Source organism: Pseudomonas sp. NPDC089734 (genome assembly GCF_044748865.1).
Taxonomy (GTDB): Bacteria; Pseudomonadota; Gammaproteobacteria; order Pseudomonadales; family Pseudomonadaceae; genus Aquipseudomonas.
In genome coordinates this window covers 34,711-47,928 of sequence record NZ_JBIVGV010000014.1, presented here as the reverse complement: position 1 = coordinate 47,928, position 13,218 = coordinate 34,711, and the positions used below count along the sequence as shown (strand labels likewise).

Genomic DNA, 13,218 nt, shown 5'->3' with positions numbered 1-13,218 from the left:
CGGTCAGCCAGAGTGGCTGGATGAACCGGCTCGATAATTGTGACAAATGCGTTCGCTTGGCTGACAATTCGCCCTTTGCGCCCGGCGCGACCATCAGCCAGGAGAGGCAATGACAGAAGAGCGTGAGCGCGAAGAACGGATTCTCGCCGAGGTGCACGATGCCTTTGGCATGATTCGCGTGCTGGAAGTGGACGATTACCGCTTTCTCGAGTTTGGCGATGCCATCGAGCAGAGCTGTACCTTCACGGCTGACCCCAGCTGGCTGGAGTACGACTATACCCGCGCCATGCTGATCGGCGCGTTGTGTCACGAGGCCCCGGAAAGCGCATTATTCCTCGGGCTGGGAGCCGGCACCCTGACTCAGGCCTGCATGAAGTTTCTGCCCCTGGAGGATGTGGAGGTCATCGAGCTGCGTCCGGATGTGCCGCGGCTGGCGATCGAGTACATGGGGCTGGATGACGATCCGCGTCTTTATATACGTATTGGCGATGCGCTCGAGCTTCTCGACAGTGCCGAACCCGCCGACCTGATCTTTGTCGACCTCTACACCGATGTCGGGCCGGGAGCCGGGCATCTGGCCTGGAAATTTCTCCAGAACTGTCAGCAGCATCTCAATCCGGGGGGGTGGCTGATCATCAACCAGTGGGCCACCGACGACGGCAAGCCCCTGGGGGCTGCGTTGCTGCGCGGGCTCTATCACCGTCACTACTGGGAGCTGCCGGTGAAGGAGGGCAATGTCATTCTCATCGTGCCTGCGGATCTGGAGCAGACCCTGGATACCGAGTCCCTGGCCCGGCGTGCAGAGTCGCTGGCACCGCGCTTGGGTTATTCGTTGTCGACGCTGATCAGGGATATCCGTCCTGCAAGCTGAAACGGTTATGAGGGCGGCAGTGGGGTGAGACATTTTGCCGCGCCTCGAGGGGTGAAATCCCATTCATATGGATGAATGAGTGAAACGTTTAAGCGATGATGGCCGTAATCGTTGGGGCTGCACGGCCTGCAGGCCGGTTCTCCTGGCGATGAAATGCCTGCAAGCGCTGGTTTTTCCGTCAATATTTTGAAAAAAAAGCCTCACCTCCAGGCGTAATTCCGGTATAGTGCGCGCCGGCCTTAAACGGCCCTCGTTCAGGTAGTGCAATTTCCCGGAGCCCGCTTCGGTAGCCTGTCCGCATTGCGGACTATCCTTGACGATCCATTCATCAAACGTTTTCGCAAATCCCCGCCGACAAAGCAGCCAGGGTGACCTCAGGGTCGTACACGGCACGCGCAGCTTTGCAGCATGGGTCTTTGCGGATGCACCAGAGGCAGACCCATGACCCAGGAAATCGGCGGCTTCGCCGCTCTCGATCTTCATCCCAATATCGTTGCAGCCGTAGTCGCTACCGGCTACGAAGAGCCTTCGGCCATTCAGCAGCAGTCGATCCCGATCATCCTTGCCGGTCACGACATGATTGGTCAGGCGCAGACAGGTACCGGTAAAACCGCCGCCTTCGCCCTGCCTATCCTGAACCGTATCGACCCGAGCAAGCGTGAGCCGCAAGCACTGATCCTGGCACCGACCCGCGAGCTGGCACTTCAAGTCGCCACCGCGTTCGAGACCTACTCCAAACAAATGCCGGGCGTGACGGTCGTTGCCGTCTACGGCGGCGCGCCAATGGGCCCGCAGCTCAAGGCTATCCGCAATGGCGCACAAATCGTCGTCGCCACTCCGGGCCGTCTGTGCGATCACCTTCGCCGTGACGAGAAAGTCCTCGCGACCGTGAACCACCTGGTTCTCGACGAAGCGGACGAAATGCTCAAGCTGGGCTTCATGGATGACCTGGAAGTCATCTTCAAGGCCATGCCTGAGAGCCGTCAGACCGTCCTGTTCTCGGCGACCCTGCCGCAGTCGATCCGTGCCATCGCCGAACGCCACCTGCGCGATCCGAAGCACGTCAAGATCCAGACCAAGACCCAGACCGTCACCGCGATCGAGCAGGCTCACCTGCTGGTTCACGCCGACCAGAAGACCTCTGCCGTACTGAGCCTGCTGGAAGTCGAGGATTTCGACGCCCTGATCATGTTCGTCCGTACCAAGCAGGCCACTCTGGATCTGGCCAGCGCCCTGGAAGCCAAAGGCTACAAGGCTGCTGCGCTGAACGGCGACATCGCCCAGAACCAGCGTGAGCGCGTCATCGACTCCCTCAAGGATGGCCGTCTGGACATCGTTGTGGCGACCGACGTTGCTGCCCGCGGTCTCGACGTTCCACGTATCACTCACGTGTTCAACGTCGACATGCCTTACGATCCAGAGTCCTACGTTCACCGTATCGGCCGTACCGGCCGTGCCGGTCGCGAAGGTCGTGCACTGCTGCTGGTGACTCCGCGTGAGCGCCGCATGCTGCAAGTGATCGAGCGTGTCACTGGCCAGAAAGTCGTGGAAGTCCGCCTGCCGGATTCCCAGGCTGTCCTGGATGCCCGCATCAAGAAGCTGACCAATGGTCTTTCGCCACTGGTTGCCGATGCCGAGTCGACTCATGGCGATCTGCTTGACCGCCTGACTGCCGATATCGGTTGCACGCCGCGTGCTCTTGCCGCTGCCCTGCTGCGCAAGGCCACCAATGGTCAGGCGCTGACGCTGGCAGCCATCGAGCGTGAGCGTCCGCTGGTGCCGAACAACACGCCACGTGATCGTGGCGACCGTGGTGATCGTCCAGAGCGTGAGCGTCGTGCTCCGGCTCCGCTGGCCGAAGGCCGTGCCCGTTGCCGTACGGCGCTGGGTGCGCGTGATGGCATCGCAGCCAAGAACCTGCTGGGTGCAATCCTCAATGAAGGCGGTCTGGCCCGTGAAGCGATCGGTCGCATCCAGGTCCGTGACAGCTTCAGCCTGGTCGAACTGCCGGAAGATGGCCTTGAGCGTCTGCTGACCAAGCTCAAGGACACCCGTGTTGCTGGCAAGCAGTTGAAGCTGCGTCGCTACCGTGAAGACTGATCAACTCCCGGGTTGATCGTCAGATGAAAAAATCCCCGACAGGTTCGGGGATTTTTTTTGCCCGGCATTCAGCCGAACCGGTAGATATCCATGCCCAGTGCGCCCATGGTGAATCCCTGATAGGCGATGCTGAACCTGCCGCCAGCTCCGCGTGCAAAATACAGCGGCAGCAGGTGCTCATCGCTCGGATGGTTACGTACTGCCTGTGGGGCGAGTGTGCGGTAGTCATGAAGAGCCTGTTCGTCATCGCTTTCCAGCTTTTCGATCATCCAGTCGCGAAAGGCGCTGGCCCAGGGTTCAATGCTTTCGGTGCCTGCATTCCAGTCCAGCTCGCGCAGATTGTGGGTGATGCTGCCGGAACCAATGATCAGCACGCCTTGTTCGCGCAAGACGGCCAGCGCACGACCGACGCGCGTCTGCAGGGCAGGGCCCTGGCGGCTGGGTAGCGAAACCTGAACCACCGGAATATCGGCTTGCGGATACATCAGGGACAAAGGCACCCAGACCCCATGGTCAAAAGGGCGGCGACTGTCCACTCGGGCAGGCAAGCCACTGGCGGCCAATAAATCAACGACCTCGCGGGTCAGTGCCGGCAACCCTTGGGCGGGGTACTGAACGGCGAACAGGGCGGGCGGAAAGCCACCAAAGTCGTGCCAGGTGTCCGGGTGCGGATTGCCGTTGACGATCAGTTCGTTGCTTTCCCAGTGCGCCGAGACGATCACGATAGCCTTTGGTCTGGGTATGTCGGCTGCCAGGCGTGCGAGTACAGGGCCACTTTCGCCCGGCTCAAGCGCCAGCATCGGAGAGCCATGGGAAATGAATAGACTGGGGAACATGAAGGCGTCCTGAAGGTTTGGGATATGCTTATCTTCATGTAGATCATTGATCTAGATCTAATATAAGTTCTGAGGCAATTTGATCGAAATTATTGGAGCGTTCATGCAGCCCGAGTTTTGGCATCACCGTTGGTCCGAAGGCCAGATCGGTTTCAATCAGGAACAGGTCAATCCGTATCTACAAAACTTCTGGCCGGAATTACAGCTGCCTCAAGGGGCTCGCGTGCTGGTGCCGTTATGTGGCAAGAGCCTCGATATGGACTGGCTGGTGGAGAAGGGTTTCTCGGTCGTTGGCGTGGAGTTGTCGGAAAAGGCTGCCCAGGCTTATTTCGAGGAGCGGAGCCGGGTGCCGGAGATACTTGAGCGCGATGGCTTCAAGGTCTATAGGCATGGGGCTTGTCAGATATGGTGCGGTGATTTCTTTGCGGTGACGGCTGCTCATATCGGCCATTGCGACGCGTTTTATGACCGGGCTGCATTGATTGCACTTCCTGACGATATGCGCGGGCGCTATGCCGAGCACCTTGGTCGCCTGTTGCCTCCAGGCTCTCGTGGTTTGCTGATTTCACTGGATTACGATCAGGCACAGCTTGATGGCCCTCCGTTTTCGGTGTCGGAGTCGCAGCTTGGAGGCTTGTTATCCGATCTATGGCAGGTCACGAAGGTGGGGGATTACGATGCCTTGCCGGGCAGTCACAAGGCCCGGAAGAGCGGGGTGACCCGCATGGATGAGCAGGTCTATCGTTTGCTGCGGGTATGAAAAAGGGCGACTTGCGTCGCCCTTTTCGGTTACTGCTCTGAATCAACCGCGGCGACGCAGCGCCTCGATACGCTCTTCCAGCGGCGGGTGGCTCATGAACAGGCCGGCCAGCCCGTGCTTGAGGCCGCTGTTGATGCCGAACGCCGTCAGGCTGTCGGGCATGTTGACAGGGACGCCCTGTTCGGAGCGCAGGCGTTGCAGGGCATTGATCATGGCCTGGGTGCCCGCAAGGTGTGCACCGGCTTCGTCAGCCCTGTATTCGCGTTTGCGCGAGAACCACATCACGATGGCGCTGGCCAGGAAGCCCAGGACCAGTTCAGCGAAGATCGTTGTGATGTAGTAGGCCATGCCCTGGCCGTTCTCGGTCTTGAAGATCACCTTGTCGACAAAGTTGCCGATGATCCGTGCAAAGAACATCACGAAGGTGTTCACCACGCCCTGTACCAGAGCCAGCGTGACCATGTCGCCATTGGCAACGTGGCCGATTTCATGCGCCAGTACGGCTTTCACCTCATCGGGTGAAAAACGCTCCAGCAGGCCCTGGCTGACGGCAACCAGTGCATCGTTCTTGTTCCAGCCCGTTGCGAAGGCATTGGCCTCGTAGGCCGGGAAGATGCCGACTTCCGGCATCTTGATACCGGCTTCTCGGGACAGTTGTTCTACGGTCTGCAGCAACCATTGCTCATGGCGAGTGCGCGGCTGGGTAATGATCTGCGTACCGGTGCTCATCTTGGCCATCCATTTGGAGATGAACAGCGAAAACAGCGAGCCGGCAAAACCGAACACGGCGCAGAAAACCAGCAGCTGATTGAGGTTCAGATCAACCCCATTGGCCGCCATGAACCCGTTGAAGCCAAAAAGGCTCAGGGTAATGCTGGCAATCAGCACGACCGCAAGGTTAGTGGCCAAAAACAGCAAAATGCGCATCATGGTCGAAACGTTCTCCTCGGGATAAATATGTAACGTGATGCCGGGTATATAAGGTGATGCCTGCCGCTATTCAACCGGGGGACTATTTCAAACTGTGTCGTTTTGTCCCGTTCGATGTTAATCCCTCCAACCTGAACACTGCCTGAGCCAAGGCAGCAGGCGTTTCGAGGAGGAGACGGGCGGCAGGTGGGCAGCCTGAAAAAAACGGCCCCGAAACGGGGTCGGGGCCGTGTAACGGACGGAAGAGCCTTGTCGGTTACTGACGATAGCCTTTCACGAAGTTGCCGATGCGACCGATGGCCTGCTCCAGATCGTCGACGCGCGGCAGTGTCACGACGCGGAAGTGGTCGGGCCATGGCCAGTTGAAGGCTGTGCCCTGAACCACCAGCAGTTTTTCCGACAGCAGCAGATCGAGGACGAATTTCTCGTCGTTGTGGATCGGGCAGATCTTCGGATCGATACGCGGGAAAGCATAGAGTGCGCCCATGGGTTTGACGCAGCTGACGCCGGGAATGTCGTTGAGCAGTTCCCAGGTGCGGTTGCGCTGTTCCAGCAGGCGGCCTGGCGGCAATACCAGGTCATTGATGCTCTGATAGCCGCCCAGCGCTGTTTGAATGGCATGCTGGCTCGGCACGTTGGCGCACAGACGCATGTTGGCCAGGATGTCGAGGCCTTCGATGTAGCTCTGGGCATTGTGTTTCGGCCCGGAAATGGCGATCCATCCGGAGCGGAAGCCCGCGACGCGATAGGACTTGGACAGGCCGTTGAAGGTCAGGCAGAGCAGGTCGGGTGCCAGCGACGCCGTGCTGATGTGAACGGCTTCGTCATAGAGGATCTTGTCGTAGATCTCGTCCGAGAACACCACCAGATTGTGCTGGCGGGCCAGTTCCAGCATGCCCAACAGCACTTCCTTCGAGTAAACGGCGCCGGTCGGGTTGTTCGGGTTGATGATCACCATGGCCTTGGTGTTCGGGGTGATCTTGGCCTTGATGTCCTGCAGGTCAGGCCACCAGTTGGCCTGCTCGTCGCACAGGTAATGCACCGGATTACCGCCTGCCAGGCTCACGGCGGCAGTCCAGAGCGGGTAGTCCGGAGCGGGGATCAGCACTTCGTCGCCGTTGTTGAGCAGTGCCTGCATCGACATCACGATCAGCTCGGAGACGCCGTTGCCCAGGTAGATGTCTTCGATGCCGACACCTTCGACCTGCTTCTGCTGGTAGTACTGCATCACCGCCTTGCGAGCGCTGAACAGGCCTTTGGAGTCGCTGTAGCCCTGGGCTGTCGGCAGGTTGCGGATCACATCCTGGAGGATTTCGTCCGGCGCCTCGAAACCAAACGGTGCCGGATTGCCGATATTCAGCTTGAGGATGCGATGACCTTCCTCTTCCAGACGTTTGGCGTGCTTGAGCACTGGCCCGCGAATGTCATAGCAGACGTTTGCGAGCTTGTTCGATTTGCTGAACTGCATGGTGATTGATCCCGAAAATGGACGAGCTGTTGCTGGCTTGCAACGAAGGTCGCTGGACATGACCCGGCGAAAATGGGTTTGTATGCGACAAACGCGGGTGACAGACTGATATCTGATCAGGCGCAATCATACGTGCCACCCGATCACTGGAAAAGACACAGATCGGGCTTTTTCGAATAAGGAGGTGTACCCGTGGACAAGTTGCAGAAAACACTCGAAGAGTGGAGGGAGATGCTTGACCCAGAGCAGTACAACGTCTGTCGCCTGAAAGCGACCGAGCGACCGTTCACCGGCCGGTACAACACCACCAGGACGCCGGGGGTCTATCATTGTGTCTGTTGCAACGAAGCCTTGTTCGACTCCGAAACCAAATTCGACTCCGGATGCGGCTGGCCAAGCTTTTACGCACCTCTGCAGGACAGTGCGGTCGTTGAGGTCCGTGATGTCAGCCACGGGATGATTCGGACCGAGGTGGTCTGCGCAAAATGTGACGCCCACCTGGGGCACGTGTTCCCGGATGGTCCGCCACCGACCGGCCTGCGTTACTGCATCAATTCAGTGTGCCTGGACCTTGTGCCTCGCGCATAAGCCCGGGGTCTGTTTGCAGTCTGGCTTATCAGCCTGTATCAACAGGAGAAATTGAAGACGTGTGCCGTGCGATTGCACGCTAACTTCAATATTCATTTTGGTGAGGGAGCGTCATGAGCGAAAACCTGTTGAACATACCGTGTACCACGATCAAGGGAGAGCAGAAGACGCTGGCCGACTTTTCTGGCAAGGCGGTGCTGGTGGTCAACACGGCGAGCAAATGCGGCTTCACGCCTCAATACAAGGGGCTTGAGCAGCTGTGGCAGCAATACCGGGATCAAGGCCTTGTGGTGCTGGGCTTTCCTTGTAATCAGTTCGGCAAGCAGGAGCCGGGCAATGAAGGGGCCATCTCCGAGTTCTGCGAGCTGAATTACGGCGTCAGCTTCCCGCTGTTCAAGAAAATCGATGTGAATGGCAGCCAGGCACACCCCTTGTTCGTGCAACTGAAGAAGCGGGCGCCCGGACTTCTGGGGTCGGAGCGGATCAAGTGGAACTTCACCAAGTTCCTGATCGGCAAGGATGGCACGCTGGTCAAGCGTTTTGCCCCGCTGACCAGGCCTGAGGAGATGGCTGGCGAAATCGAGGCCTTGCTCAGGTAGGTCGGTTGTCCTGTGCCAGCGGGATCCACTGATCCAGAACGCTGGCCAGTTCCGCCCGGCGAAAGGGTTTGGCCAGGTAGTCATTCATGCCGGCGGCCCTGCAACGTTCACGTTCTTCGGGCATGGCATTGGCGGTCAGGGCGACGATCGGCAGTTTCGGCCAGCGTCCGCTGCTGCGAATCTGGCGGCTGGCTTCATAGCCGTCCATGACTGGCATGTTGCAATCCATCAGGATCAGGTCGAAGTTGCTGTGTTCAAGCTGCTCGATGGCTTCGGCCCCGTGGCCGCTGACGGTGACTTCGCAGCCCAGTTTGCTGAGCATGCCCTTGGCGACCAGTTGATTGACCGGGTTGTCTTCCACCAGAAGGATGCGCGCCGGTCGCTGGGTGGCCTGTTCGTCGACGGACGTTTCTCGTGTGCTCGGCTCTTCCAGGTACAAGGCCCGGCGCAAGGTGTTGTAGAGCGCGTTGCGAGCCAGTGGTCGTGCCTGTTGTTGCAGGGGGGCGAGGGCGCTGACCTGCTCGACGGGCATGAAGTTGCCGTAGGCCGTCACCAGCAGGATGGGGGCCTGAGTGGTCGGGCGAATGGCAAACAGGCATTCCGGGCAATCCGTAATGATGAGGTCGGTGCCGGGATCGAGTTCCAGCTCACAGGTCTGGTCATCGATACCCCGGCGAGTGAAGTCGATTCCCCAGGCAGGCAACAGAGTCCCCAGCAGTTCCACCAACCCGCTGCCTGCCATGCTGATTACCGTCACGCGGCCCTTCAGCGTCGGGGGCATAACGGCGGACAGGTGGATGGGCAATGGCAGTTCGGCGCAGAACAGGCTGCCAAAACCGGGCTGGGATTGAATGCTCAGTCGCCCCTGCATGGCCTCACACAGGCTGCGTGTCAATGAAAGCCCGAGCCCGGTGCCGCCGAACTGGCGGGTAATGGCGGTTTCAGCCTGGGTAAAGGGCTGGAAAATCCTCTCTTGCGCTTCCTTGGCGATGCCGATCCCGGTATCGCGGACCTCGATCTGAACCCGGTTTTCGCGAGTCTCGGGGTCGAGGAAATAATTCAGGCGCACATCCACCCGCCCGAAGCGGGTGAACTTGAGGGCGTTCGAGAGCAGGTTGCTGACGATCTGCCGGACCCGTGTCGGGTCGCCAATGACCAGGGGCGGAAAATCCGGGGCGATCAGGCAGGTCAGCTCCACGCTGGGCGCAGCGTTCTGGGAAAGCAGGTTGGCCGTATCTTCGATGAGCATGCCCAGGTCGAAAGGGATGCGCTCTATTTCCAGGTGTCCGGCATTGAACTTGGACATGTCGAGAATATCGTTGAGCAGTTCCACCAGGACCTTGCCCGAGTCATGGGCAATCATCAGTTGCTGGCGTTGCTCGGCGCTGAGCGGGCTGTCCAGTGACAGGGCCAGCATTCCCAGCAGCCCGTTGAGCGGTGTGCGGATCTCATGGCTCATGTGCGCCAGAAAGGCTGATCGGGCGTGGGCCATGTCCAGCGCCGTACTGCGGGCAATCTGCAATTCTTCGTTGGACTGGCTGAGGCGAATGTTGCTGGCCTTGAGTTCGTTGGTGCGCGCCGCAACGATGTTTTCCAGTTCGTTCAGGTGATTGGTGAGCCGGTCTTCGGCCTCGCGGCGCCTGGCAAACTCGGTGCTCATGGTTTCGATATGCAGATTGAATGTCTTGACCAGTACGCCGATCTCGTCGTTCTCGTGACCGGGCGGGCAGTCCATCTTGTTCTGGATCGGGCTGCGCGGGTCGTGACGGCTCAAGTCGCGAATCAGATTGACCAGGGGTTTGGTCAGGGTCGCGTAGAACAGCATGGTCAGAATGCCAGCCAGGACCAGGCTGCGGACGAAGCCGTTGAGCAGGGTGATTTCCGCACGTTGCAGGAAGTGGCTGCCAAAGGCGAAGGTGTCGACGGTCAGGCTCAGGGTGCCGATCACTTCGCTGGGCATGTGATCCAGGTGCAGGACTTCCTCGAAATGCCGGCTTTCCCCGAACAGCCAGTCGCTGAGCACGCGATAGCGTCCTGTTGCCATCGGGCGTTCGACGCTGGAAAGCACCATATTGTTGTTGTCGGTCAGTCTGGCACTGACTACCGCCGGGGAGTGCAGCAGGCCAAGAGTCAGTTCCTGGGCCAGTTCGGCATCGATGTTGTACGCCATGCGTGAAGCCGGGTTATGGCTGATTTCCATCAGCGAGCCGATTTCACGATCGATGGAGGCGTCTTCGCTGGCATAATCGAGGGCAATCTGGAACAGGCTGAGCAGGGTTCCGAGAATGAAGCCGATCAGGACGGCCATGCGGGCCTGCTTGAACGACAGCCTGTTGGTGAACGATATATCCATTGAGTTCAGTCACTTCTGGTGCCCATTGCGGGGCAAGCATAGCCGATCGTGTCTTGTCCTTGATCAGTTAAATATAAGGAGGTTCTGTGGATTCTCGGTTGATGGCTTTTCTGGAGCGTGCCGATGCTGTACTGACCCGTCTGGAGCCCTTGTTGCCTGCCGTTCGCGAGCCTGTCGACTGGTCTTCGGCGCTGGCTGCACGCTGGGTACGCGAGGGGCGTAGTGGCTATCTGTTGCCGCTGGAGGTCAGTCTGGACATGCGCCTGTCCGACCTGATCGGGGTCGACCTGCAACGTGATCAACTGGGACGCAATACGCGCCAGTTCATTGAGGGATTACCTGCCAACCATGCGTTGCTGTGGGGTTCGCGTGGCACCGGCAAGTCCTCGTTGATTCGCGCCTTGCTGGCCGAGCATGCCCAGGCGGGGTTGCGTCTGATCGAAATCGAGCGTGATCACCTGGGTGACCTGCCGCGTGTGGTCGAGCAACTGCAGAAACTGCCGCAACGTTTCGTGCTGTTCTGCGATGACCTGTCCTTCGAGTCGGGCGAGGGCGATTATCGTGTCCTCAAGAGCGTGCTTGACGGTTCGCTGGAGCAGGCGCCAGACAATGTGCTTCTTTACGCCACGTCGAACCGCCGTCATCTGGTCCCTGAAAAGGAAAGTGACAACGCCAACTGGAAGCACGTGGATGGCGAGTTGCACCCCAGCGAGGCGGTCGAGGACAAGATCGCATTGTCGGATCGCTTTGGCCTGTGGCTGTCTTTCTATCCCTTCACTCAGGAACACTTTCTGAATGTGGTGGAACACTGGATCACCCAGCTGGCGCAGACTGCCGGTCTGACCTGGCAGCGCGACGAAGAGCTGGAGAAGGCTGCCGTCCGTTGGGCGACAGGCCGGGGTAATCGTAATGGTCGTTGTGCCTACCAGTTTGCACGTTACTGGGTAGGCCTGAAATTGTTGGAGCAAGAAGCATGATCGATTTACAAGGCGTCGGGGCGGGGCAGGAAGGGTATGAACTGCTGACTGCGCAATTGCAGGCGCTGCTGGCCGATGAGCGTGACTTCATTGCCAATGCCGCGCAGTTTTCTGCGTTTCTGTACACCCAGATCGACGATTTGAACTGGGCGGGCTTTTACCTCAACCGCAACGAAGAGCTGGTGCTCGGTCCTTTCCAGGGGCAGGTTGCCTGCGTGCGTATTCCGTTCGGTCGTGGTGTCTGTGGTGCAGCCGCCCAAAGCCGGCAGACCCAGCGGGTCGAAGATGTTCACACGTTTGCCGGGCACATTGCCTGCGACAGTGCCTCGAACAGCGAACTGGTCGTACCGTTGATAAAGGAAGGGCGCCTGATCGGCGTACTGGATCTGGACAGCCCGAAGGTCGGGCGATTCAAGGAAGTGGATCAGGAGGGGATCGAGCGGCTGGCGGCTATCTTTCTGCAAGCCACCGACTGCTGAGTCGCTGGCGGTCCTGCCGTTGCACGATGCCGCGCAACGGCAGGGCGGTCATCAATCGTAGATAACCTTTTTCTTCCATTCCGATTCGACTTCGTCGGCCTTCAGGCCTTCGGTCAGGGCGTTGTCGTCATCGTCGCTAGGCGCGATATTGGTCAATACCATGGAGTTGGCGCGAGCCAGTTGTTTTTCCATGGCCTGCAACTGCTGTTGATAGGTCACGGGGTCCGGCTGGTTGCGCAGGTACTGTACGCCGCGCTCGAACGCCAGACGCGCCTGGCCTGGCTGGTCCTGGGAAAGTGCGAGTTGGCCCAGGTTATTGAAGAACTCGATGTGCAGGTTCACCAGAATGACGCGGATTTCCCGGATCCAGTGTTTGGCTTCGCTGGTCGGCAGGAAGCCGTCATGGGCCGCACGTGTCACTTGACCGTGCAGTGCTTCCAATAGAAAGCGAATGTCCTTGGCCTTGGCTTCGGTCTGGATCGGGCTGACCGGGTTGGTGACCGGAATGCGATCCCCTTGGGCAATCAGTTCTTCCAGTTCTCCCAGGCGAGTCTTGAGCTGGGCGTTGCCTTTTTCCAGCGTCAGCATGCGCTGCACGACATTCAGTTCAAGGCGGGTCAGCAGCAGCTTGAGGGCTGGCGACATCAATTGGCCGGGGAAGGTCTCGGTAATTTCACCGCACCGCCTCAGTCGGTCGCTGAGCTCCACCTTGGCGCGTGCCTTGTCCAGTTTGCTGTTTTCAGCGACATGGTTCAGGTAGCCAATAGCTATAAGCAGAGCGATACCAGCTACTACCAACAGCGTGATCATGAGTGGTGTCACTGCGCAAACCTCATTTCCGGTAAATATTGTGCGAGTGTAGTGGCTAAGCACTATTGCGCATAGATGCCCCCGTCGGACATTGCAACTAAATGTGCACTTCAGGCAAGAGGTTTCCGGCCAACGGTCTTCTCCTTAAAGAGGGGCGAAGTCATTGATTTAAATAAATTTTCAGAAGGGGGTTGACGACCCTTCAAACCATCCATAGAATGCGCGCCACTTACAGCGTAAAGCACACAGCGAAGCGCGATAAGCAGTGAATGTTGTACGTGTGTCCCCTTCGTCTAGTGGCCTAGGACACCGCCCTTTCACGGCGGTAACAGGGGTTCGAGTCCCCTAGGGGACGCCATATTGCGGGAATAGCTCAGTTGGTAGAGCACGACCTTGCCAAGGTCGGGGTCGCGAGTTCGAGTCTCGTTTCCCGCTCCATATTCACGA

12 protein-coding genes and 2 tRNA genes are annotated in these 13,218 nt (G+C 58.9%); 9 read left to right on the top strand and 5 right to left on the bottom strand.

What is annotated here, in order from left to right:
• Nucleotides 1–109: 109 nt before the first annotated feature.
• Both ACIPY9_RS17660 and ACIPY9_RS17655 read left to right on the top strand, forming a co-directional pair.
• Nucleotides 110–871: a spermidine synthase gene (locus ACIPY9_RS17660; RefSeq protein ID WP_400703999.1), complete on the top strand. Its 762-nt coding sequence runs from the start codon at nt 110–112 to the stop codon at nt 869–871.
• 408 nt (nt 872–1,279) lie between these two features.
• The gene (locus ACIPY9_RS17655) at nt 1,280–2,971 is read left to right on the top strand and encodes a DEAD/DEAH box helicase (RefSeq protein ID WP_400703996.1); all 1,692 of its coding nucleotides are present in this window, start codon (nt 1,280–1,282) and stop codon (nt 2,969–2,971) included.
• A 68-nt stretch (nt 2,972–3,039) separates the two neighbouring features.
• Here the strand turns inward: ACIPY9_RS17655 and ACIPY9_RS17650 are convergent, their stop codons facing one another.
• Nucleotides 3,040–3,807, bottom strand: a complete 768-nt coding sequence (locus ACIPY9_RS17650; protein WP_400703993.1) for a DODA-type extradiol aromatic ring-opening family dioxygenase — start codon at nt 3,805–3,807, stop codon at nt 3,040–3,042.
• Nucleotides 3,808–3,910: 103 nt separating this feature from the next.
• Here ACIPY9_RS17650 and ACIPY9_RS17645 point away from each other — a divergent pair, with 103 nt between their 5' ends.
• Nucleotides 3,911–4,567, top strand: coding sequence for a thiopurine S-methyltransferase (locus tag ACIPY9_RS17645; RefSeq protein ID WP_400703990.1), 657 nt, complete (start codon nt 3,911–3,913; stop codon nt 4,565–4,567).
• Nucleotides 4,568–4,609: 42 nt separating this feature from the next.
• Here ACIPY9_RS17645 and htpX read toward each other — a convergent pair whose 3' ends face one another.
• Both htpX and ACIPY9_RS17635 read right to left on the bottom strand, forming a co-directional pair.
• Nucleotides 4,610–5,497: a protease HtpX gene (gene htpX, locus ACIPY9_RS17640; RefSeq protein ID WP_400703987.1), complete on the bottom strand. Its 888-nt coding sequence runs from the start codon at nt 5,495–5,497 to the stop codon at nt 4,610–4,612.
• Between the two features lie 256 nt (nt 5,498–5,753).
• Nucleotides 5,754–6,965 (bottom strand): pyridoxal phosphate-dependent aminotransferase, encoded by a 1,212-nt coding sequence (locus tag ACIPY9_RS17635; protein ID WP_400703984.1) that lies wholly within the window; start codon nt 6,963–6,965, stop codon nt 5,754–5,756.
• A gap of 192 nt (nt 6,966–7,157) precedes the next feature.
• Between ACIPY9_RS17635 and msrB the strand changes: the two genes are divergently transcribed.
• Both msrB and ACIPY9_RS17625 read left to right on the top strand, forming a co-directional pair.
• Nucleotides 7,158–7,553, top strand: coding sequence for a peptide-methionine (R)-S-oxide reductase MsrB (msrB, locus tag ACIPY9_RS17630; protein WP_400703981.1), 396 nt, complete (start codon nt 7,158–7,160; stop codon nt 7,551–7,553).
• 113 nt (nt 7,554–7,666) lie between these two features.
• Nucleotides 7,667–8,152 (top strand): glutathione peroxidase, encoded by a 486-nt coding sequence (locus ACIPY9_RS17625; RefSeq protein ID WP_400703978.1) that lies wholly within the window; start codon nt 7,667–7,669, stop codon nt 8,150–8,152.
• On the opposite strand, the gene ACIPY9_RS17620 is transcribed toward ACIPY9_RS17625, so the two are convergent.
• A complete protein-coding gene (locus ACIPY9_RS17620; RefSeq protein ID WP_400703975.1) occupies nt 8,145–10,505 on the bottom strand; it encodes an ATP-binding protein in 2,361 nt (786 codons plus the stop codon). The genes ACIPY9_RS17625 and ACIPY9_RS17620 overlap by 8 nt on opposite strands.
• 86 nt (nt 10,506–10,591) lie before the next feature.
• Here ACIPY9_RS17620 and ACIPY9_RS17615 point away from each other — a divergent pair, with 86 nt between their 5' ends.
• A complete protein-coding gene (locus ACIPY9_RS17615) occupies nt 10,592–11,482 on the top strand; it encodes an ATP-binding protein (RefSeq protein ID WP_400703972.1) in 891 nt (296 codons plus the stop codon).
• Nucleotides 11,479–11,961 (top strand): GAF domain-containing protein, encoded by a 483-nt coding sequence (locus ACIPY9_RS17610; RefSeq protein ID WP_400703969.1) that lies wholly within the window; start codon nt 11,479–11,481, stop codon nt 11,959–11,961. Before ACIPY9_RS17615 ends, ACIPY9_RS17610 begins: the two co-directional genes overlap by 4 nt.
• A 51-nt stretch (nt 11,962–12,012) precedes the next feature.
• Here the strand turns inward: ACIPY9_RS17610 and ACIPY9_RS17605 are convergent, their stop codons facing one another.
• The gene (locus ACIPY9_RS17605; protein WP_400704300.1) at nt 12,013–12,771 is read right to left on the bottom strand and encodes a hypothetical protein; all 759 of its coding nucleotides are present in this window, start codon (nt 12,769–12,771) and stop codon (nt 12,013–12,015) included.
• A gap of 282 nt (nt 12,772–13,053) precedes the next feature.
• Here ACIPY9_RS17605 and ACIPY9_RS17600 point away from each other — a divergent pair.
• A tRNA-Glu gene (locus ACIPY9_RS17600) sits at nt 13,054–13,129 on the top strand.
• Between the two features lie 4 nt (nt 13,130–13,133).
• A tRNA-Gly gene (locus tag ACIPY9_RS17595) sits at nt 13,134–13,209 on the top strand.
• The last annotated feature ends 9 nt before the right edge of the window (nt 13,210–13,218 follow it).

Coding starts and splice junctions, on each gene's coding strand:
- ACIPY9_RS17610 (WP_400703969.1), top strand. CDS start 11,479: ATGATCGATTTACAAGGCGTCGGGGCGGGGCAGGAAGGGTATGAACTG.
- ACIPY9_RS17635 (WP_400703984.1), bottom strand. CDS start 6,965: ATGCAGTTCAGCAAATCGAACAAGCTCGCAAACGTCTGCTATGACATT.
- ACIPY9_RS17660 (WP_400703999.1), top strand. CDS start 110: ATGACAGAAGAGCGTGAGCGCGAAGAACGGATTCTCGCCGAGGTGCAC.
- ACIPY9_RS17645 (WP_400703990.1), top strand. CDS start 3,911: ATGCAGCCCGAGTTTTGGCATCACCGTTGGTCCGAAGGCCAGATCGGT.
- ACIPY9_RS17650 (WP_400703993.1), bottom strand. CDS start 3,807: ATGTTCCCCAGTCTATTCATTTCCCATGGCTCTCCGATGCTGGCGCTT.
- ACIPY9_RS17605 (WP_400704300.1), bottom strand. CDS start 12,771: ATGATCACGCTGTTGGTAGTAGCTGGTATCGCTCTGCTTATAGCTATT.
- htpX (WP_400703987.1), bottom strand. CDS start 5,497: ATGATGCGCATTTTGCTGTTTTTGGCCACTAACCTTGCGGTCGTGCTG.
- ACIPY9_RS17625 (WP_400703978.1), top strand. CDS start 7,667: ATGAGCGAAAACCTGTTGAACATACCGTGTACCACGATCAAGGGAGAG.
- ACIPY9_RS17620 (WP_400703975.1), bottom strand. CDS start 10,505: ATGGATATATCGTTCACCAACAGGCTGTCGTTCAAGCAGGCCCGCATG.
- ACIPY9_RS17655 (WP_400703996.1), top strand. CDS start 1,280: ATGGGTCTTTGCGGATGCACCAGAGGCAGACCCATGACCCAGGAAATC.